Origin of the sequence: Pseudomonas sp. UBA3149, from assembly GCF_002364655.1 — a bacterium.
Taxonomy (GTDB): Bacteria; Pseudomonadota; Gammaproteobacteria; order Pseudomonadales; family Pseudomonadaceae; genus Chryseomonas; species Chryseomonas luteola.
The window spans coordinates 456,356-477,162 of sequence record NZ_DEYV01000010.1 but is presented as its reverse complement, the minus strand read 5'-3'; the positions used below and the strand labels follow the sequence as shown (position 1 = coordinate 477,162).

The window sequence follows — 20,807 nt, the reverse complement described above, 5'->3', positions numbered from 1 at the left end:
CACTAAACCTAAACTTTTCAGTGGTATAGCAGGTCAGACATAAGCGACTACTTTAAGTCGCTCTACAGTAGTCAAGTACGGGATATATTTATGCACAAGACGGAATCGGCTGTTCCAAGAGATCTACAAAACGCACCGACCTCGCTCTTCTCGATCATCCCGCTTGTGCCGAGTGCACACACTACGGCCAGTCCGGACAGATCGCATACCTACAAACCGGAATTTTTCAACGAGAGCGAATGGGCGCTACTCAAGGCAGCTTGCGAACGCCTGACTGCCACGACCAATCAAGGCACCAGTGAATCCCTGGTCGATCTGCCTATTTTCATTGATCAGCATATGTTGTCGCCTTATGCGCACGGCGACCTGGATTGTCTGCAAGACCCTTTCACCGATGCACCCGCCAAACTTCCTCAGGGTCGCCAGCCGCTACGTGATCTGGTACGTGCCGGGCTTGCGGATCTGAATCGCTACAGTCAACAAACGCATCAGCAGCTTTTTACGGCACTGTCAGCCGAAGAGCAGCAGCATGTTTTGAGCAATGCCGAAGCCGGTCTTCTGGGCACGCAAGCCCAGGAATTCATTTCCCTGCTTCGCACTGAAATCGATCACAGTCGCTTCGCCCACTCGTTGTTTCCGGCATACGAACCCCTGTCTGCTTGAACCCTCTGAACCGAATAAAAAAGCGCGCCTTATGGCGCGCTTTTGCGTGGTGCTTTACTCCTGATCGAACCGCCGCTTATTGAGCGGGCCGTCATGCAGATCACGCAGCTGCTTCTTGAGCGCGGTCACTGATGGCGCATACAGGAAGCCAAACGAGACACATCCCTCCTTTCCATCCACGGCATGATGCATGCGATGGGCCTGATAGAGCCGCTTCAGGTATCCGCGACGCGGGACATATTTGAAAGGCCAGCGCTGATGGACAAGGCCGTCGTGAGCGATGAAATACAACAGCCCGTACGCCGTCATGCCGGCACCAATCCACTCGATCCGGCCATAACCGGACGTGCCGAAATAAATCAGGGCGATAGCAAGGCCGGCGAATACAACGGCATAAAGGTCGTTTTTCTCGAACCAACCGGTGCGCGGCTCATGATGGGACTTGTGCCAGCCCCATCCCCAGCCGTGCATGATGTACTTATGTGCGTACCAGGCAAACCACTCCATAAAGGCCACGGTGCCCAGCACGATTGAGGTATTGATTAAGATATCCATGTTCGGCTCCAGGATCGTCCTTCCACCTTACTGCCTGAAACCCATTTGCGCACGATCTGGATCAGGAAACCGGGTCGGACGTCACCAGCAGGGTCGACGGATTCCCGAGCAGAATGGAATCTGTTGGCAGGTGGACATTCAGCGCGGCAGAGCGCACCACAAAACGTACCTTTTTGCTGTGCATGGGTTCGCCGTCCAGATTCATATCGACCCCTTCGCTGGCGGAAACCTCAACCCAGGGTAACCGGGTACGAATGAACAGATCCTCGCTGGCAAATCCGCCTGAAAACCAGGAGCCCAACGTTCCCATCAGATCCTGTGGCGTGGGCAGAATAGTCAGATCAAGCATGCCATCGTTGACGACTGCATTCGGGCACAGCACATGGCCGCCGCCGGCCTGCCGGCCATTGCCAATCCCCATGGCCAGAAACTCGCCTTCCCATTCAAAATCCGGCCCTTCGAAACGACCGTAGGCGGAGCGCACTTCCGCAAAGCGCGTAAGGCCTGTCAACAGATAAGCCGTGCCACCCAGTACGCGCTTGAGTTCCGAGGACGTATTTGCCGTCACTTGTGAACCAAACCCGCCGGTGGCCATATTGAGAAACATCTCGCCGTCTGCTTCGATCAGATCGATGGGTTGCGCTGGCGTATCCAGTAGCGCCAGTGCCTCGGCAGGATCAGCTGGAATACCCGCCGCCCGGGCAAAGTCATTGGCAGTTCCCAGGGGCATCAGGGCCAACGACGCATCGGAGCGCGTACGAGCCAAAGCTTCGGCCACCAGCTTGAGCGTACCGTCGCCTCCGCCTGCTACCAGATGCGTATAACCTGCAGCGACTGCTTCCTCAACAAAACGGGCCGCATCGCCATTTTCCCAGGTGACTCGGACATCGACCGTTTTGCCGGTCGCACGTCGCGCCTCAACCGCTGCGCGGACATCGTCATTGGTGGCCTGATTACCATTGAGAATCAGCAGTGTTTTTTCATTGGAATCGGAGACGGTGACAGGAACATTCATGAACAGAGCACCCAGCAAAGTCGAGTGTCAGTAGGACTACGTCAACGGGTCCACGTTCCTTGGGAGCGACTTGATTTGTGATGAAGCAACCGCTCTGAAACCGACCTGGGAAAGCCGATGCGTTCCCAGGTCGGCAAGACTTCAGCCAATCAGCTCACTCATGGGAATGAAGCCCACAAGATCACCTTCGGCGATGGTTCTTCCTTCACGTACCTCTACCAACCCGTCAGCCCATGCCGCCGTACGCAGGACATTGGACCCCTGGTCGCGATGAGGCACGACCCGGCCATTTTCAAGCCGCGCCCGCTGGTACTCGCGTCGCTCGCCCACGCGCGTCCAATTAAACCCTGCTGCCACTTCCAGCTTGAGGGGCTCAACATCCTGAACGCCCATCCGACGCAGCAGATAAGGACGCGCCAGCAGTCCGAACGTCACCAACGTAGACGCTGGATTGCCTGGCAGCCCGATAACCGGCACGCCGTTATAACGACCACAAGTGAGCGGCTTGCCTGGCTTGAGCGCCAGCTTCCAGAGGGTCAGCTCACCCGCCTCACGTAAGGCCTGGCCCAGGAAGTCCGCCTCGCCTACCGACACGCCGCCGGTCGACAGGATCAAATCCGCCGAGTGCAGCTGCGCTAATTGCTCACGGGTACGCTCTAGATCATCCGGGAGGATGCCCGCATCGATCACCTCGCAGCCCAGACGCTTGAGCCAGGACGCCAGCACCGTACGGTTACTGTTGTAAATCTGTCCTGGCCCCAATGGCTTACCCGGCTCGACCAGCTCATCGCCGGTCGACAGGATCGCTACCCGGGGGCGCCTGAACACATCAAGAGCCGCGCAGCCCAACGACGCCGCAATACCCAGCTCGATCGGTCCCAGTCGCTTGCCAGCGTCCAGTACCGTATCGCCCTGGCGCGTCTCGTTACCCTTCAGGCGAACGTTTTTGCCTGCCTTGAGCGTCTCTACAAAGCGAATGCGGCCGTCATCCAAGACTTCGGTGTTCTCCTGCATCTCCACCGTATCGGCACCTTCGGGCATGGGCGCCCCGGTAAAGATGCGTGCACAGGTGCCCGGCGTGAGCGGCTGCGGGCTTTGCCCTGCAAAGATACGCTGACTGACAGGCAGCGGTTCGCCCTGAAGATCCTCAAAGCGCAGCGCGTATCCATCCATGGCACTGTTGGACCATGGCGGCAGATCGAGCTCCGCTATCACGGACCGGGCCAGAACGCGTCCCTCGGCCTCCGCCAGAGTCACACGTTGCGTTTCGGTGATCGCGTCGGCATCAGCCATCGACAGGAGACGGGCCAATGCCTCTTCAATAGGTAACAGACTCATCCGCGCGGTCCGCAGGGTTCGGCCTTCTTCAGATGCGGCACAAAATTGCAGGGACGATGACGGTTGTCCAGCTGCTCAGCCAGAATGCCGTCCCAACCTGTACGGCAGGCACCCGTCGAACCCGGCAGGCAGCAGACCAGCGTACCGTTGGCCAAACCTGCCAGCGCACGAGACTGAACCGTGGACGTACCGATGTCTGTCGCAGAGATCTGACGGAAATATTCACCAAAACCATCGACCTGCTTGTCCAGCAGGCAGGCTACCGCTTCCGGTGTGCTGTCGCGGCCGGTAAAACCGGTGCCCCCGGTGATGACAACGACCTGGACGGTATCATCGGCAATCCAGTTGGCTACCTGAGCGCGGATTTTGTAGAGATCATCCTTGAGCAGTACGCGTGCAGCCAGAAAATGTCCCGCCTCGGTCAGACGGTCAACCAGCAACTGTCCCGATGTATCGGTTTCGAAGGTACGGGTATCACTGACAGTCAGAACGGCAATATTCAGCGGTACAAAGACCGCATCGGCCTTAGAGCTCATAACAATCATCCAAAACGGCAGGTAAGAGACATTTTATATCACAGGCAGGACCACCACGTAGCGATCCAGACAGAGACAAACCGTCGCCCCGCCACATAGAGCCAAGCCGCGCTACACTGACGGCCCGTATTCGAGCCTGGACGTTCCCATGACCACACGCCTTTCCGACTGCTCCATTCTTCTGCTTGCCGGTGGCCGTGGTCAGCGTATGGGTGGAAGGGATAAAGGCCTGGTGGAATGGCATGGCCTTCCGCTGATCGAGCATATGCACAGGGTGGTCCGCCCCCTGACAGATGACCTCATTATTTCCTGTAACCGTAATGCCGAGCGCTACGCCCGGTACGCCGATCAGATCGTCAATGATGCCGAGCCCGACTTTCCCGGCCCGCTGGCCGGTATCCGTGCAGGGCTCAAGGCAGCTCGTCATCGCTGGCTGATCCTTCTGCCATGCGATGCTCCGCGCATTGATCGTGACCTGCTTGCCCAGCTACACCGCTGCACACAGGAGACACCTGATGATCCGGTCATGGTACGCCAGGGAAATTTCTGGGAGCCCTTGTTTTCACTTATTCCTACCCGCTTGAAAGATCAAGTGGAAGAAGCCTGGCAGGCAGGCGAGCGCAGCCCCCGGGGTGTATTCATTCCATTGGGTGCCCGGGCGCTAATGATTGCAGAGCATGATCAGCGTCTCGCCAATGTAAATGATGAACACAGCCTGCTTGCCCTTTCATCGGAACCTGGCGGGAAGTGACGGGTCAGAATGTCGTTAAACGTGCGTTTAAAAGGAGACTGCACATGAGAACCCGGATTCTACCTGCCTGTTTGCTGGCTCTTGGTTTTACCGTCCTGGCCGGTTGCTCTACACCTTCAGTGATCACGTTGAACGACGGGCGTGAGATCCAGGCGGTAGATACACCCAAGTACGACGATGACTCGGGCTTCTATGAGTTCGAACAACTGGACGGCAAGCCTGCCCGCATCAATAAAGATCAGGTCCGCACCATCAAGGAACTGTAAAGGTTTGCAGAGGGTACGCAAAAAATTTCACCTAAAACCTTGTCTCTAAAATGTTTTTAGGTAAAATGCGCGCCATCTTTCGGAGCGTAGCGCAGCTTGGTAGCGCGTCTCGTTCGGGACGAGAAGGTCGCTGGTTCGAATCCAGTCGCTCCGACCAGTATCCCGGTCTAACTCTGTTTAGACCAACAAAGCCCGCCTTGTGCGGGTTTTGTTGTTTATGGCCTTAATGTTTTTGTCAGCATTTTGCCGTACACCTCGTCCTTTGCCTCCCACATAAGCGCCCTGTTCACGTAATATCCCGCCTCCGGTTGTGTTTACCTGTAAAAGGAAGCGATCCTGCCCTGTGCTCGGCGGGGTCAGCTCGGCTTATGAAAAATATCTTTTCCGCTTTCCTGCTCGCCCTGACCGCGGCGAGCCTTTCTGTGCATGCGGCGGCTCGCCCTGTGCCGCAACCTCCCCCTGCACTTCAGTTGTTTTGCGCTAAGGGCGCTCTGGACGTTATCGAAAAAATCGGCCCTGTTTATGAAGAAACCTTTGGCAGAAAGCTTGTCAGCCATGTAGCGCCGGCACGTGGCAACGATGCCACCACCATTCCTAGTCGACTGGCCGAAGGTGAGCGGGCCGATGTCTTTTTGCTGGACCGCATGGCCATTTCCAAACTGCAGCAGCAGGGTCATATTGATCCAGACAGCTGCGCTGATTTCGGAAAGTCCTATATTGCGCTTGCTGTCCCCCACGGCCAAGGCCATCCGGCCATGACAAGCATGGAAGAATTCAAACAAATTCTGCTGGATGCCAAATCAATTGCCTATTCCGAGAGTGCCAGCGGTTTGTATCTGGAAAATGTTCTGTTCAACCTCATGGGTATCAAGGAGCGAATTGCGCCCAAGTTGAAAAGAATCACGAACGAGTCAGTGGGCGACGCCATTGCCCGGGGTGAGGCGGAAATCGGTCTGGAACAGGTCAGCGAGCTGAGTCCTTTGCAGGGCGTCGATATCGTAGGACTCATACCCGATCAGGCGCAGAAGATGACGCTATACACCGCCTGCATGGCACCTGACACGCCCCATCCTGAAGAGGCCCGCCAGTTCATCAAATATATCAGCTCCAATGCTTCATTCGAGCTGATCAAAGCCAGTGGATTGCAGCCCCTTGTCGATCCTGACTACGAGCTGCACTTCAAAAAAGGTTGATTATCCACTGCCGGGGCGTTTACAACAGCCCCGCCTTATTCTGCCTGGATGGTAAACAGGCGCTCACCCTTGGCTGTTACCGCTGTGCCTTCATTGATGTCTGCCAGGTAATTGTCGTCCATGTCATACACCTGTTCGCCCTCGATGCGGTAGATCAACCTACCCTGATCATCCGAAGCGCGTACAAAGCCGTCATTGTCAATCAGACCAATCTGAACGGCTTTGTCGCCGTATCCAAATACCAGGTAGCGCCCTTGACTGTAATCGGCAGCCATCTCGTTTCCTCCAAGCATTAAGTTGTCCGATGGACAACCTCTATCCAACATCTGTCGCCCTGTATGAACAACAGTACGTTCTGAAGGTTGGAGTCACGCTCTAGGCAAGAGTGCCGAAAAGTCCCGATCAGAACGAGTTGACTACCAGAGTCATGACAGGCCGACTATCCGATAATGGATGGACCTTGAGCCGAGCGCCGGTGCTACAGGTGATGATTGAATGGTGGCTGCCCAGCATTGGCTTATGTTTGACGACTTCAGGGCAATCAAAGCCAAATGTCTTGCTAGCATGCCAGGCAAGATCGGCCTTGCTCAGATTCTGGCTCGTATTGGCCTTTTGAGGCTGGGTGTTGTAAAGCGACTGATCCGCGCGCGTAAGCTCGGCATGAACAGACCAGGATAACGACGATGCCAGCAATAGAACTGCAAACTCTTTGCGCATGAGAACTCTCTTGAACTGCCCGTGCAGCTTTGAACGTTCACTCCTTAATAAATAGCCAGTCATCACCTAAGGCACACCAGAAGCGTTTAGCGCTTGCGACCTACAACCTTCGCAACGACTAACGCATCCTCGATGGCCATCTGCACATCCCCGACAAGATCAGCCGAAACCCACTTGTCTGAGCTGATGACATCGAGCTTGGCCTGCTCTGCAATGGTGTCGGTATCAACACCTAGCTTCAGGGCTGCTCCAAAAACAGAGGCCAGGGCCTGGCTATACACAACTAATATCCTGTCAGTCATGAATACTTACCTATCATCTTGAGCATCTAGGTGAACGTTCAGCACAACCTCAGTGACACTCCTTTGTCAGCACTGCGAACGGGCGGGGCAAAGCCTGCACCTTTCAAGTAGTAGCTGATAAATTCAAGGACTTCCCGAGAATTTCAAACCATCCATCAGCTTGGCTTAAAGCACGCCGGAAAAGCTCCGATAACCTTTTAGCAAGCAGTTCACCCCTACTTCTGCTTGTCTCCATGGTCTTTAAGCCTCGACTCGTCGAGGCTTTTTTCTTTAAGCGCCAGTGCCTGCTCATCCTTACATTGGTATAGCAAGCACCATGCCTGAAAAAACGCCTGATTTCCGGCACTCGGCCGCTTCCAGCCATAAAAACGTCTATCAGAAGCATTTCACGCTAGCGGCCTGAACTAATTTTGCGTTTACGGTCATACCAGAACGCGCTGTCAGCGTGTCCGTCCCCACATGGAAGTAGCGGCAATCCTATGAACACTCTCGCCCTCTGGCTTACCTCCCTTGGCTTGGTTGCCCTGGCAATGCCCTACGAAGGGCTTTACGCCTGCAGTACCTATACGTGGTGTTATACCCAGAACCCTATATGGCTCCCGCTCTGCATCGTTGTGACACTGATGTCGTTCTGGATTTACAAAAGAGAGGGCGCATCCGGTCAGCCTCGGCGACAGAACACGGATCGATCATCCAGCAGTCTTCAGGCTTGGCCGTCTGCGCCAAAAGACCTCACCTAATAAGATGCTATCTGCTCATCGTCCGCTCGTGCTATTACCTTGCGCAACGGCAGTGTGGCTCAGGCACTGCCTGGAAAGGTTCTCGGACAAGGCGGGACGGCTACTAAGCTAAACGGCTAAGCCGAGCCTGGCTCAGACATCTGGCGATGACGCTCAGCTTTTTCCTGCTCAGACTCGGTGCGATTGGGACCTTCGCCTTCCTGCTCAACTTCCGGCCCGCCCCCGTAGACCTCGGCTTGCCCGGCCATCAAGGCATTGAATCCCTGCTGCGCCACCAATGCAGGATCATTCTTCTTGCCTGAGCCTACCTGAGTATCGTCCTCACCGGCCCGGTGGAAAAAGTTGGTTTCGGTCGGTCCCGGCATCAATACCGTTACGCTCACACCGGTTCCCTTCATCTCATTGCCAATGGCATTTCCAAACGACCGCACAAAGGCCTTGGACGCTCCGTATACCGCCTCGAACGGAACAGGTGAGGTTCCTGAAATCGAAGAGGTTAAAAGCATACGACCTCGCCCTTGAGCCACCATGTCCCGACTGAATAACTTGGCAAGGTGTACTACAGACACCACATTGATCTGAATGAGGTTAAGTTCGCTCTCCAGCGTCGTCTCCGCCTCGGTATCCGGTACGAAACTGCCGCCAACGCCTACACCCGCATTGATGGCAATCGCATCAACTGGGCGGTTCAATGCACGAAACGCCGAATAAAGCTGCTCTACTCCTTCATAGGTTGCGAGGTCAACCGCCGCACACTCGACCTGAGCGCCTAGGGCCTGCAATGTCTGCCGGGCCTCATCCAGGCCTTTGCCCCGCGACGCGATAAGCAGGTCGAAGCCGTTCTGAGCGAATTGCCGTGCCAGCTCCAGCCCTATGCCATTCGAGGCACCTGTTACCACCGCCAGAGGTTTGTTCGTCTGAGTCATGCGGGTTACTCCATAAGGGTCATAAGCGGTATGACCTACTGGAGGCCGGGGCGACTCCCTAACCAACCGTATAAAAGTAGCCTGTCGCCACTACAAAACAGTTCTGGCAGCGAGTCGGTAGCCACGCCAAACCATAGGGTGAAAATAAAACTTCACCTGCCCTTGAACAAACGAATCGCCTCCCCCATCTATGTAAGTGCCGAAAGAGGAAAGCCCGCTTTCTTCAGATTCTGCCTTTTACTATCAGGCACTTGACAACTCGGCTGTTCATTTATACAGTGAGCAGTACTCATCAAGGGGGCGATTAGGATTCGACGCCGGTAACAAAACTTGAGGAGCATGCCGAGCTGGTAGCAGACCTCGTAAATTAGCTGCTGCAAACTTATAGTTGCCAACGACGACAACTACGCTCTAGCTGCTTAACGCGGCTAGCAGTCGCTAGGGGATGCCTGTAAACCCGAAACGACTGTCAGACAGAACAGGATCGCCGCCAAGTTCGCTGTAGACGTAACGGCTAAAACTTATACAGATCGCCCCAAGCGCCCTGCCCATCGGGCCGCTAAGGGTTAACTCTAGTAGATTGGGCTAAGCATGTAGCGCCAAGAGCGGAGAGCTGGCGGACGGGGGTTCAAATCCCCCCGCCTCCACCAAGCATAAAGGGCTAGCCAAACGGCTAGCCCTTTTTTATTGCCTAAAATCAGCTACTGTTAGAAATAAGGCGATACAATGGCATTTTGATATTTTTAATGTTCCACAGTCTGCACCATGGCAGGCGCTACTAAGGACATGGTTGGATAATGAAATACAAGGCTTGGTTACTCGCCATAGCAGGATGCCTGGCTTCCCTGGCCGTCCATGCAGGTGAGCTGACGGATGAGAATGACGAGTTCAGAGAGCGGCGCTCCGTAATCTGGACGGGTGATAAATCTGCCAACGATCTGGTATTTACCGTATCGGCTAGCCAGGCGACAACAAGCTCAGGCGGTAAGATCACAACATACATTGCCAAGCTGTCCAGCATTGGCAACGAAGCCCGCTTTGGTGATTGCCGCTTTGCTCGCTGGACGATTGACGGCAAGGTCTTCTATGAAATGGAAGGCAAATACAAGCTCAACACCTTTCGTGATATCTACGGCGAAGACTTCACGACGCCCGTGACCCGGGAAGCGCTGGAGTATGTTGCGTCCGGCCAGCGCGTGGAATACAGGGCCTGCGATGTTAAAGGCAAGCTGTCTGACGACGATCTTGAAGGGCTTCAGCGCCTCTTGGATGTTACCGAAGGCTGACCTTTCCATCAGCAACTGGGCATTATTCGCACTATGCAATTACCGCTCATTTCAGACTAAAGGCTAACCGGAGTTAGCCGATACCGTAGATACCAGGCAGCAACGTGAGCTGCCGCACTCATTCGTGAGTAGCCTAAGACGCTGCCTAAGGATAGAAAAGTGTTCTACTGTCTCGGCCTGATACTCTTTGTTGCTGGCTCCTTCTGCCTGTTTTTTGCGCCAGAGGACCTTCAAATCGTTATCGAGGGTGTATTGCTGATGGCTATCGGCTTTACTTACATTCTTGAAGGCAAACGCAGCCAGCGCAAGCTAAAGGCGCTGGCATCCTGCCGCTATTCAAGTCTGCATATTCCCGGTCGATAATAAGGCGGGGCTGGCAGTTTCCCTCTCTTTCTGCCCGACCCTAAGCCCCGAGCAATCGGGGCTTTTTATTGCCTGCGTCTATCGCGGCTGAGTATGCCGATAAAGACGCACCAAATGGAAACAGGGTCTTTTAAGAAGCCCCATACAAAAAGGGGATGTTCATGACATCCCCTTTCTCTAGTGCCTTATCGCCGCTGTGCTTAGGCGGCTTGCCCTTCCAGCGCAGGCTTTTCGTCGGCACTCAACTGACCGTTGATAGCGATGCGCTTGGGCTTGGCCTCTTCCGGTACTTCACGTACCAGATCGATGTTGAGCAGGCCATTCTTCAAACTCGCGCCCTTCACCTCAATGTGATCAGCCAGGCGGAAGGACAGCTTGAAGGCACGCTGGGCGATGCCCTGGTGCAGATAGGTCACGCTGTCGGCGCTCTTCTCGCGACGGCCGCTCTTCACGGTCAACACGCCCCGCTCCACTTCGAGCTCAAGGTCGTCTTCGGCAAGGCCGGCAGCCGCGATCACGATGCGATAGCGATCGTCGCCATGCTTTTCCACGTTATAGGGTGGATAGGAGCTGCCCGACTCGTTGCGCAATGCGGATTCGAACAGATCATTGAAGCGGTCGAATCCAACCGAATGGCGGAACAAGGGAGCAAGAGAGAATGCAGTGTTCATATAGGGAATCTCCTGAGTCATCAGCAAGTTTCAACGCAAGGCCCGACTTCGGCGCCCTGCAGAATTCCATATAGGAACCCGCTCGTTTTTTTCAAGTAGTACGCCCGACGAACGGTAAATCATGGATCTATAGTCGGACTGATCGAACCAGATAAATCAAACAGAATAGAGCAGGATTTAATCCTGATAGACGACGTTGGCGACTAATAAACCATCTTTTGGGCGATAGCCTATTCACGACCAGCCATAGAGACTTGGCCCGTTTTGCCTGATTGCCATGAGCGTTAGGGCGAAACTCCAGGCTGGCGTCCCGAAGGGCAGGCAGTGCGGGCGATCCGTGCATGGACGTTATCAACGATCAAGGAGAGAGTCTCTATGTTCAGTTTGAAACCTCTTGTACTGGCGGTATCTGCTCTGACCAGCTTTTCGGCCATGGCAGCATTCGATTCGGCCACACTAACTCAGGAAGGCAATAACAACGAAGTAACCCTCAACCAAAGCGCCGGAACCTACAACACGGCGACGCAGACGCAAACCGGCGATGACAATCAGGCTATTGCCGAACAGACAAACAGTAACAACAGCACGATAGAGCAGGTTCAAGCTGGCAACGCCAACCTAAGCCGAGCAACTCAGGCCTATGCCGAAGAGAGCAGCATCACCACTGACCAGAACGGCAGCAACAACACGGTACTGGCAGGACAGGATGACGTTTCAACCAGTACGATTACCGTCACTCAAGGCGGTGATGCCCACACGGTAGCTGTCCAGCAGATCGGTACGACCGACTCTACCGTTACGGTCTATCAGGAGGGCTCTGGACATACCGCATCCATTACCCAGGCGGGCTCAAACAATCTGGCTGAAGCCTATACCTACGGCAGCAACAACACGGTGAATGCCAGTCAGCAAGGCGCTTTCATGGGCGGTCAATACGGCTCGGATCTGACGATGTTTTTTGGGCAGAGCGGTGATTCGAACGTGGTGAATGCCAGCCAGCAGGGATTCGATAATGAACTCTGGACCGGCCAGTATGATGCGAATAACACCATAACGGTTGAGCAGTCCGGCTTTGGTAACGGTCTTCGACTCGCTCAAGATGAAAACAATAACGTCATGACCAGCGAGCAGGCTGGAAGGAACAATACGCAGGCCATGACTCAGTCCGGCAACAACAACGAATTGAATATCAGCCAGGACGGTATGGACCAGCGCGCAACCTTGATCAGCCAGGGAGACAACAACGAAGTCAACATTACCCAGAACGGTACGATTGGAGGGGTAGATATCACGCAGACAGGGAATGACAACCTCGTCAGTACCACCCAGAGCGGAGACTTCCTGCTCTCTACCATCACCCAGACCGGCGATGTAAACCAAATTCAGCTCAACCAGACCAACGCCTGGAGCCAGGCCTATATCCAGCAAACAGGAACAGGCAACTCCGCAACAGTTAGCCAGTAATCGTAACGTCCAGGCGGCTGGCCAATCGGGGGCAGCCGCTTTCCATTTCATAATTCACCGTCCATCTGCTCGTAACGGTCCTTACATAACCTTTACCTTCCTCCTCTTTTTCTTTACAGCGCTTCGTTGTTTTATTGAATGGCCGGCTTTTCATACAGCCGGGCTCCTGAGGAGGAGACGTTCATGATTCGCCAGTTACCCAAGATTGCGCTTTTGGTAGGTTGCCTCGCTGCGGCTGGCCAAGCTTCCGCTCACGGTGGGCACGGCCCAGGACCTGCCATTTTCGGGGCCGTGGTCGGGGCAGTCGTTGGCGGAGCGATTGTGGCTAACTCACGCGCAGCTGAAGCGCCTGTCTACGTACAGGCGGCTCCACCGCCGCCCCCGCCACAGGTGGTTTACTACCCGGCGCAGCCTGTCTATTACGAGACCCAGGTTGTACGCGTAGCTCCTGCTCCGCCGCCACATTATTACTATGGCCCGCCACCTGGCTATTACGGCCCCCCGCCGCGCTGGTAGCTGAAAGAAGCCTCGCTTGATGCGAGGCTTCTTTTTATGAGGCCAAGGCGCTGCTGATCCACAGCCGTTGCAATGACGCACAGGCGCTAAAGGTTCGAATGCTGAGCCTTAGCCTTCGCTCATTGAACCCTCTCCGCAGACTCACGTACCACCGACCGCACATGGCTGATCACAAAACGACTTTCCGGGAGAACTGGAATACGCGTGATATCGATCGAAAGATCCTGCGGGGGTACGTCATAACGCATCCACTGCGTAAGCGCCTTGACTGCCACCTTTAGCAGCTCGATCGTAATCCACTCACCGGGGCAGCGATGGTTCTGATGATGGTCGCCACCGCCTTGAGTGACAAAACCGAACGGGTTTTCATCCCAAGTCAAAAACCGTTCAGGATCAAATCGCTCAGGGTCCTTCCAGATTCTCGCATCGTGATTGATGCCATAGAGATCCAGCAGAACGCGAGTTCCCTTGGTAAAGGGATAGCCTTTCCACTCGAAGTTCTTGCGAACACGCGCCACTGTAAAGGGAAAGAACGAAAAGACGCGCCGCACTTCTTGTACAAAGGGTTCCAGCATGCTCGGCTCGTCGCGCAGTCGTTGTTGCCACTCGGGGTGCTTGTTCAGGGCCCAGGCAGCAAAGACTACAAAGCGTGCAACCGCTACGGTAGGCCTCAGCACATTGAGAATTTCGACCGCAGCCGTTTTAGGGTCAAGCCGGTTACCATCGCTGTCCTTATGGTGGCTGAAGACGTACAAGGCCGTTTGCGGAGCCGGATTCAACGCACCCTGACGCACCTGCGTGACGAGATCTGCAATCCAGGCTTCAGCTTCTTTGCGAGACTTTCGGCCATTGAGGTGCCGAAGCCCTATCCCACCCGCGCCATCAATCAGAGCGGTGAGCTGCGAACGGCGCTTGGCTACGTCGCCCTCGGGCAGCGGCACGCCGGACCACTCACAAACGACCCGGCAGAGCTGAAACTGGGCTGCATAGAGCAGGATGACTTCGTGATTACCGGTCCAGGCGGAAATGTCTCGCTGCCATTGTTCGGCGTACCGGGCCGTCAGTCGTTGGATATTGTCGGGTGTCATCAATGACATGAACATCTGCTTGCGCACGCGGTGCGCCTGCCCGTCTAGCCCTTGAATGGAGCCAAAGCCAAACAGGGTCTTTTTCAACATGCGGGGGGCGGCCGCTTCCCGCATGAAAAGCGACTCGTCGTAAAATAGCCTGGCCCCCTCCTCCCCGGACAGACAGATAGTGTTCTGCATGAGCAGGCGTGCCTGAAAGACATCGCTCTGGTAACGACGGCAGCGCTCAGGGATGTAGCGGTATCCCTCCTTGAGCAAGGTGATAGAGCTGTCCAGATGGGGGTCTTTAGGGATCGCTGACATAAACGACGGCACTCCAATTGATCGACTTGCACATTGCCGTAACGCTCTGCCGATGGGCAGGCGAACGCACGCGTAATGCCTTAATCGACCCTGCAGACAGGCCAAAGGTGCTGTATGTAGCGACCAGCCGTCAGACTAGCGAAAGCTGCGGCTTAGAAAAGGGGACCCTTTCAAACCAAACCGCCAGGGCACATCGCGCGCCTTGGTGATACCGATCCGTGGCCCTGAAATCGTCTCAAAAGGCGCTGTCGGTGCGGCCAATTTGAGGCCTGGCGACTCCAGTACAAGCCCGTCGTGCTCTCCGGTAATTCCCAGAGCCTGACACACACGCCCCGGGCCTGCACATAGCAGGCGTAGCGTATCGAGTCCGCGGCGCTCACGCATGATGTCAATTCCTTCCAGGGGCTCCAATGCGCGGATCAGCACACCCGCCCCATGCCCCGTGTCGCAGCAGACGATGTTCAGGCACCAGTGGATGCCGTAGGAGCGATAGACATAGAGATGGCCTGGCGGCCCAAACATGGTGGCGTTACGCCGCGTAAGCCCGGAAAAGCTATGGGAGGCTGGGTCTTCGCGATCATAGGCTTCGGTCTCGACGATCCGCCCGCCTACACCATTAACGGTAAAAACCCAGCCAATCAGTTGATGCGCCACTTCATGGGCAGGAGATGCAAAATCAATCGGTACAGTCATGGTCATATTGCCTATACAGTCATAGAGACACATGACACTCCTGAGGACCTCAGGTGCCGTTGAACGATCATTCCAGATTGAACGTGTGCAACCTTATCGGCCGATCTTGATGTTGCTTTAACAGGCATTTTCTAAACGCTTGGTAGGAATTTTTAATATCTGACATGTATCACAAAACCCATATGATTCAAAAATAGCCCACGCCTGATAACAATCATGAACAACCTAGTGCCCACTCCCGCGAACGAGTCCGAGCGGATTGCAGAAATCCGGCAGCTGTACCTGATCAATCCGGAACCGGATCGCGCTTTCGACAAGATCGTTGCGCTGGCTGCTGAGTTGTTTCAGGTCCCGATTGCCCTGATCTCGATTATCGATACTCACCGGCAATGGTTCAGTGCGAGCGTCGGGCTTACCATCAGCGAAACGCCGCGTGAGCACTCCTTTTGCAGTCATGCCATCTTGAGTGATGAGCTTTTCATGGTCAGCGATGCTACTCAGGACCATCGCTTTAGGGACAATCCGCTGGTTACCGGGGAACCTCACATCCGCTTTTACGCAGGCGCTCCCCTGCTGACTCAACAGGGCCTTGGGCTGGGCAGTTTGTGCATCATTGACACGAAGCCAAGGCCCGCTCTGGATAAGCATCAGGTAAAGCTGCTGAACCGGCTCGCCGAGCTGGTCATGGCGCGTGTAGAAACACTGCGCAACCTCAACTTCATTGACCTACCGACCGGCCTGTTCAATCGTCCTCGCCTGGAAAGGGATGTCTCGAGCTTTTTCTCGGACCAGGATCTTCCGATCACGCTGGTGGCAGTCGATGTCATTGCGCCTCGTATCCTCAACGACATCGTCAAAGCGTTGGGCTATACGTTTTCAGAACGGCTCATGCTTCTGATCAGGGACCGCCTACAGGCTGTTGTACCCAGGGATCTTGCACTTTACAGGATCAGTCCTACACGCATTGCCTTTATGTTGGCGAACATCGAAACGGAGGCAACTGAAACGCTTTACAGGCATATCCTCGAGTCCTTTGAGGCGCCGCTGGTTTGCGACACCATTCCCATCCAGACGCAGATAGGTCTGGGCATTCTGGTCCTTAACAAGGAAAAGGCACGCTCAACGGACTGGATACGTTCGCTCGTCAGCGCAGCAGACGATGCACGGGAAAACAATGCTGGCTGGGAGATGTACAGCCCGCGCCGCGACCATGCGCAGCAGCGCGCCTTTCGCCTGCTGAGCGCACTGACGATAGCGCTTCAGGCGGACGATCAGCTCAGGCTCTACTTCCAGCCTAAAATCCAGCTGGCTACCAGTGAGTGTACGTCTGTGGAAGCCTTGCTCCGCTGGCGCCATCCTACACTGGGCGATATCAGCCCAGGCGAATTCATACCGCTGGCTGAAAAGACCTTCCTGATTCGCTCAGTCAGCCTGTGGGTCCTCAAGGCTGCGGTCAAACAGGCGAAGGCATGGCAACAACAGGGGTTGAACCTGACGGTGGCCATCAACGTATCCGCGGCCGATCTGGACGATGAGGTATTTACCGATACGCTGACTGCCCTGCTCAGGGAATATGATCTGCCGGCGCAGCGGCTGGAGGTGGAGTTTACCGAGGGCGCCCTGATCCGGCAGACCGAAGTTGTGCAGCGCCAACTGGAGCGCATCCATGATCTTGGGATCGTCATCGCTATCGATGACTTTGGTACGGGCTACAGCAACTGGTCGTATCTGCGAGATATTCCGGTGTCTGTGGTCAAGCTTGACCAGTCCTTCATCCGCAATACGCTTCGGCAGGAAAAGGACAAACGCATCGTCAAGGCCATGATCAAACTGGCCAAGGAGATGGACTACCGGGTAGTGGCTGAAGGCATCGAGACCGAGGAGATCTACAAGCTGATGCGAAACTGGGGATGCGATGAAGGCCAGGGCTACCTCATGGCTCGCCCCATGCCGGCCCTTGCCCTGCTTGAATGGCTCGAGAGTAAACCGCTTCGCTATTAAAGCTCCTCCTGAGTCCTACCGAACAACAAAGCCGTCTAGCAGTTCTCAGCCTCATGAGGCGTTGGTCTTATCAATGGGATAAACCCTTACTTTTTCTGTCACATCATGAACCGATAGAAAAAAGTATTATTTATGGAATCCGGTAGATCCTCCCTCAGCGCCTTGAGCCCTGGTGAACTGGCCCAACTGGTATTGGCCAATACCTCTGACTATGCCGTGGTCGTATCCGACCTATCGGGGACCATCGTGGACTGGAACCCCAGCGCGGAAAAGGTCCTGGGCTGGACGGCAGCCGAAGCCATTGGCCAGCCGGTATCTATTTTCTTTACCCCTGAAGACTGCGCGCAGGACCGGCCCAACATCGAGATGTCGGAAGCCGCCCGCTGTGGCTGCGCCAAGGACGAGCGGTGGCATATCAAACAGGATGGCACACGCTTCTGGGCCAGCGGTGAGATGAGTGCGCTGCGCAGGGATGGCGTGCTGATGGGCTATTCCAAGATCCTGCGTGACCGTACGCCGGAGCGTCTTGCTGCAGAGCGCCTTCGACTGGCTCAACAGGTAGGAGAGATCGGAACGTTCGAATTGCACCCGGCTCAAGGACGCATAACCGTGTCTCGAGAGATGTGCCAGCTTTGGGGGCTGCCTGAGCAGGAGAGCTTTCAGATCGAGGAGTTGATTGCACTCATCCACCCTGAAGATCGCGCACGTGTTATCACCAACAGTCATGAGTTTTTAGAGGGTGCGTTGGATTACGTCGAGTATCGTATCCGCAGGCCTGACAATGGAGAGGAACGCTGGATGGCTCGTCGAGGCGAGCCTATCTTGGTCAATACTCGTGAAGGCATGCGTTATTTTGGCGTGTGCTACGACATCACCGATCGCAAACGGGCTGAACAGGCACGGTTGGAAAGCGATGCTCGCTTGCGCAACCTTACCCAGGAGATGCAGGAAGGCTTTTTCGTCGCAGAGCCCATCCTAGACATAACAGGCCATATGGTTGATTTTCGTTTTATCGAGGTCAACCCAGCCTTCAGCCAGCTGACAGGACTTCCGCCCGAGCAGGTGCAAGGCCGGACCCTCCGCGAAGCACTACCTCATATCGATGACACGCTGATAGAGAGTTATGCACGCTTCATACGTCATAACGATCCCGTACATTTTGAACTGCAGCTGCAGGCGTTGGAAGGTCGTTGGTTCGAGTCCTGGTTAAGGCGTCTGGACCCTACCCGCTTTGTTGTGCTCTTTCTGGATGTCACCGCACGCAAGCAAGCTGAAGCCGCCTTGTCGGAAAGCGAAGCACGCTTCAAGGCCATCACGAACTCCATTGACCAGATGGTCTGGGCCAGTCGCCCGGATGGTCATCATTACTACTTCAACGAGCGCTGGTACGAATTCACCGGATCGGTGCCAGAACATACCGATGGTGACAAGTGGATTGAGATGGTTCACCCCGATGATCGGGAGACCACTTGGGCGTCTTGGCAGCAATGCCTCACAAGTGGTGAGCCCTACCGTACAGAGTTTCGGCTTCGCCATCGCTCCGGCCAATACCGCTGGGTGCTCGGACGGGCTCAGCCGGTACGTAATGAGCGTGGTGCGGTCGAGGGCTGGTTTGGTACATCGACCGATATTCAGGACATCATCGATGCTCGCGAGGTCCTTTCCCGTTCACGGGAGGAGCTTGAAAAGCAGATTGAGCTACGCACGCGCGAGCGTGATCGAATCTGGCGTTTAAGTAACGACCTGATGAAGGTCTGCCAACTGGATGGCCGACTCACTTCGGTGAACGAGGCCTGGTACGAGACGCTAGGCTGGTCGGAAAACGATCTGCTTGGCAGAAACTATCTTGAATTCATTCATCCTGATGATGTTGACCGCGTCACGCATGGGCTCAGCATCATCGATCAGGAACGGCGGGCCCGTTCCTACGAGGTACGCCTGCTCCATCAGAATGGCAACTATAGGTTGACCTCTTGGACAGCCGTACCCGAGGAAGGATTGATCTATTCGGTTGGTCGGGATATTACCGAGCAGCGCCAGCTTGAGGATCAACTTCGTCAATCCCAGAAAATGGAAGCTGTCGGCCAGCTCACCGGCGGTATCGCCCATGACTTCAACAATCTGCTGACGGGCATTATCGGCTCGCTGGACCTGATGCAGCGCCGTTATGAATCGGGGCGCGCCCAGGATCTGGAACGCTATATGAGCGCTGCCGTCACGTCGGCGCAGCGTGCAGCCGCCCTCACCCAACGCCTTCTGGCTTTTTCGCGGCGCCAGGCCTTGGATCTCAAACCGGTCAACCTGAACACCCTGGTTGCGTCGATGGAGGAGCTGCTCAGACGCACCATTGGTGAAAAGATAGCCCTCGATACAACGCTTGCAGCAGGATTATGGCCGGCGCTTACCGATACGAATCAGCTGGAAAGCGCGCTGCTTAACCTTGTGATCAATGCTCGTGATGCCATGCCGGAGGGCGGAACGATCACTATTGCCACCTCCTCGGCGCACTTTGATGAGCACACTGACGACCCACACCTGACATTGGCGCCAGGTGACTATGTCGTACTGTGTGTAAACGATACCGGGACGGGCATGAGTCCAGAGGTTATCGAGCGCGCCTTTGATCCGTTTTTCACCACCAAACCCATCGGTCAGGGTACCGGCCTTGGCTTGTCCATGATTTATGGCTACGCCAAACAATCCAAGGGACAGGTCCGTATCTTCTCCACACAGGGCAAAGGTACAAGCGTCAGGCTATATCTACCTCGATACCGTGGCGCGCTGGATGAGCACGCGATCAATACCGAAAGACAATTGCTTAAAGGCTCCGGAGAGACTGTATTGGTGGTGGAGGACGAAACCATTGTCCGCTCGCTGATCGTCGAAGTGCTCGATGAGCTGGGCTATAGCTCGCTTGAGGCGGTCGATGCGCAGCAGGCGATTCCTCTGCTACAAAATGGTCAACAGATCGATCTGATGATCTCCGACGTGGGGCTGCCGGGAATGAACGGCCGCCAGCTGGCCGATGTAGCCAGAACCCTGCGACCGGAGCTGAAGATCCTGTTTGCTACAGGCTATGCCGAAGGCGCCCAGGTCGAAGGCTACCTGGGCGAAAACATGGAGATCATTACCAAGCCGTTCAATGTGGATGCCTTGGCCAGCAAGATTCAAGAGATGATCAAGGCTCAAGATTGATGCGCGTCAGGAGACTAAGAATCATGCCCCTCTCCCGAAGGGCATGACTCATATCACGAGGCGTCTGAATAAGCCCGTATAAGGCAAGATTGTCAGGGTTGTGCTCCACAAACGCATTCAACGACCCTGTATCAATAGGCCATTACGCCTTGCTGGCGATCGGCTTTTGCGCTTTTAGTGTCCAAAAGCAGGCAAATACCTTTAAAATCCGTCGCTTCGCTCAAT

The 20,807-nt window shown here is 55.2% G+C and carries 21 protein-coding genes, 1 tRNA gene and 1 other RNA gene; 12 read left to right on the top strand and 11 right to left on the bottom strand.

Annotated elements, in window-relative coordinates; all coding sequences use genetic code 11:
* The first annotated feature begins 90 nt into the window (after positions 1-90).
* Complete coding sequence (locus B3729_RS08275) at positions 91-663, top strand: gluconate 2-dehydrogenase subunit 3 family protein (protein WP_125889267.1); 573 nt, start codon at positions 91-93, stop codon at positions 661-663.
* Positions 664-717: 54 nt separating this feature from the next.
* On the opposite strand, the gene B3729_RS08270 is transcribed toward B3729_RS08275, so the two are convergent.
* The 4 genes from B3729_RS08270 to moaB all read right to left on the bottom strand — a co-directional run bounded on the left by B3729_RS08270 (position 718) and on the right by moaB (position 4,107).
* Positions 718-1,218: a sterol desaturase family protein gene (locus tag B3729_RS08270; protein ID WP_286787579.1), complete on the bottom strand. Its 501-nt coding sequence runs from the start codon at positions 1,216-1,218 to the stop codon at positions 718-720.
* A gap of 61 nt (positions 1,219-1,279) precedes the next feature.
* Entirely contained in the window at positions 1,280-2,233 is a 954-nt protein-coding gene (yegS, locus tag B3729_RS08265; RefSeq protein WP_074824378.1) for a lipid kinase YegS, read from the bottom strand.
* A 141-nt stretch (positions 2,234-2,374) separates the two neighbouring features.
* Entirely contained in the window at positions 2,375-3,571 is a 1,197-nt protein-coding gene (gene glp, locus B3729_RS08260; RefSeq protein ID WP_286787578.1) for a gephyrin-like molybdotransferase Glp, read from the bottom strand.
* Positions 3,568-4,107 carry a molybdenum cofactor biosynthesis protein B gene (gene moaB / locus B3729_RS08255; RefSeq protein WP_010795026.1) on the bottom strand — a complete coding sequence of 180 codons (540 nt, stop codon included), beginning with the start codon at positions 4,105-4,107 and terminating at the stop codon, positions 3,568-3,570. Before moaB ends, glp begins: the two co-directional genes overlap by 4 nt.
* Before the next feature lie 148 nt (positions 4,108-4,255).
* Here moaB and mobA point away from each other — a divergent pair, with 148 nt between their 5' ends.
* The 4 genes from mobA to B3729_RS08235 all read left to right on the top strand — a co-directional run bounded on the left by mobA (position 4,256) and on the right by B3729_RS08235 (position 6,317).
* On the top strand, positions 4,256-4,858 hold the full coding sequence (mobA, locus tag B3729_RS08250; RefSeq protein ID WP_286787577.1) for a molybdenum cofactor guanylyltransferase MobA: 603 nt from the start codon (positions 4,256-4,258) through the stop codon (positions 4,856-4,858).
* A 44-nt stretch (positions 4,859-4,902) separates the two neighbouring features.
* The gene (locus tag B3729_RS08245) at positions 4,903-5,124 is read left to right on the top strand and encodes a YgdI/YgdR family lipoprotein (RefSeq protein WP_122042123.1); all 222 of its coding nucleotides are present in this window, start codon (positions 4,903-4,905) and stop codon (positions 5,122-5,124) included.
* Between the two features lie 80 nt (positions 5,125-5,204).
* Positions 5,205-5,281: transfer RNA gene (locus tag B3729_RS08240), tRNA-Pro, on the top strand.
* 211 nt (positions 5,282-5,492) lie between these two features.
* Entirely contained in the window at positions 5,493-6,317 is an 825-nt protein-coding gene (locus B3729_RS08235; RefSeq protein ID WP_122042122.1) for a molybdate ABC transporter substrate-binding protein, read from the top strand.
* Positions 6,318-6,352: 35 nt separating this feature from the next.
* Here the strand turns inward: B3729_RS08235 and B3729_RS08230 are convergent, their stop codons facing one another.
* From B3729_RS08230 to B3729_RS08215, 4 genes are all read right to left on the bottom strand, one after another.
* Complete coding sequence (locus tag B3729_RS08230; protein WP_150346995.1) at positions 6,353-6,592, bottom strand: hypothetical protein; 240 nt, start codon at positions 6,590-6,592, stop codon at positions 6,353-6,355.
* A 127-nt stretch (positions 6,593-6,719) separates the two neighbouring features.
* Positions 6,720-7,034: a hypothetical protein gene (locus B3729_RS08225; RefSeq protein ID WP_286787576.1), complete on the bottom strand. Its 315-nt coding sequence runs from the start codon at positions 7,032-7,034 to the stop codon at positions 6,720-6,722.
* Positions 7,035-7,120: 86 nt separating this feature from the next.
* Complete coding sequence (locus tag B3729_RS08220; protein ID WP_010795032.1) at positions 7,121-7,336, bottom strand: hypothetical protein; 216 nt, start codon at positions 7,334-7,336, stop codon at positions 7,121-7,123.
* Between the two features lie 856 nt (positions 7,337-8,192).
* Positions 8,193-9,002, bottom strand: coding sequence for an SDR family NAD(P)-dependent oxidoreductase (locus B3729_RS08215; RefSeq protein ID WP_074823659.1), 810 nt, complete (start codon positions 9,000-9,002; stop codon positions 8,193-8,195).
* A gap of 296 nt (positions 9,003-9,298) precedes the next feature.
* Here B3729_RS08215 and ssrA point away from each other — a divergent pair.
* The 3 genes from ssrA (at position 9,299) to B3729_RS08200 (ending at position 10,651) form a co-directional block, all read left to right on the top strand.
* Positions 9,299-9,652, top strand: a transfer-messenger RNA (tmRNA) gene (gene ssrA, locus B3729_RS08210).
* Between the two features lie 147 nt (positions 9,653-9,799).
* The gene (locus B3729_RS08205; protein ID WP_010795039.1) at positions 9,800-10,288 is read left to right on the top strand and encodes a hypothetical protein; all 489 of its coding nucleotides are present in this window, start codon (positions 9,800-9,802) and stop codon (positions 10,286-10,288) included.
* Positions 10,289-10,447: 159 nt separating this feature from the next.
* Positions 10,448-10,651: a hypothetical protein gene (locus tag B3729_RS08200; RefSeq protein ID WP_074823656.1), complete on the top strand. Its 204-nt coding sequence runs from the start codon at positions 10,448-10,450 to the stop codon at positions 10,649-10,651.
* Between the two features lie 200 nt (positions 10,652-10,851).
* Here B3729_RS08200 and B3729_RS08195 read toward each other — a convergent pair whose 3' ends face one another.
* Positions 10,852-11,322, bottom strand: a complete 471-nt coding sequence (locus B3729_RS08195; protein WP_150346992.1) for an Hsp20 family protein — start codon at positions 11,320-11,322, stop codon at positions 10,852-10,854.
* Between the two features lie 375 nt (positions 11,323-11,697).
* Here B3729_RS08195 and B3729_RS08190 point away from each other — a divergent pair, with 375 nt between their 5' ends.
* Positions 11,698-12,786 carry a hypothetical protein gene (locus tag B3729_RS08190; RefSeq protein WP_286787575.1) on the top strand — a complete coding sequence of 363 codons (1,089 nt, stop codon included), beginning with the start codon at positions 11,698-11,700 and terminating at the stop codon, positions 12,784-12,786.
* Between the two features lie 183 nt (positions 12,787-12,969).
* Positions 12,970-13,302, top strand: coding sequence for a hypothetical protein (locus B3729_RS08185; protein ID WP_010795044.1), 333 nt, complete (start codon positions 12,970-12,972; stop codon positions 13,300-13,302).
* A gap of 119 nt (positions 13,303-13,421) precedes the next feature.
* Here B3729_RS08185 and B3729_RS08180 read toward each other — a convergent pair whose 3' ends face one another.
* Both B3729_RS08180 and B3729_RS08175 read right to left on the bottom strand, forming a co-directional pair.
* The gene (locus tag B3729_RS08180) at positions 13,422-14,693 is read right to left on the bottom strand and encodes a cytochrome P450 (RefSeq protein ID WP_286787574.1); all 1,272 of its coding nucleotides are present in this window, start codon (positions 14,691-14,693) and stop codon (positions 13,422-13,424) included.
* A gap of 135 nt (positions 14,694-14,828) precedes the next feature.
* A complete protein-coding gene (locus B3729_RS08175; protein ID WP_286787573.1) occupies positions 14,829-15,386 on the bottom strand; it encodes a DNA-3-methyladenine glycosylase in 558 nt (185 codons plus the stop codon).
* Between the two features lie 216 nt (positions 15,387-15,602).
* Here B3729_RS08175 and B3729_RS08170 point away from each other — a divergent pair, with 216 nt between their 5' ends.
* Positions 15,603-17,387 carry a putative bifunctional diguanylate cyclase/phosphodiesterase gene (locus B3729_RS08170; RefSeq protein ID WP_286787572.1) on the top strand — a complete coding sequence of 595 codons (1,785 nt, stop codon included), beginning with the start codon at positions 15,603-15,605 and terminating at the stop codon, positions 17,385-17,387.
* A gap of 132 nt (positions 17,388-17,519) precedes the next feature.
* On the top strand, positions 17,520-20,582 hold the full coding sequence (locus tag B3729_RS08165; protein ID WP_286787571.1) for a PAS domain S-box protein: 3,063 nt from the start codon (positions 17,520-17,522) through the stop codon (positions 20,580-20,582).
* The last annotated feature ends 225 nt before the right edge of the window (positions 20,583-20,807 follow it).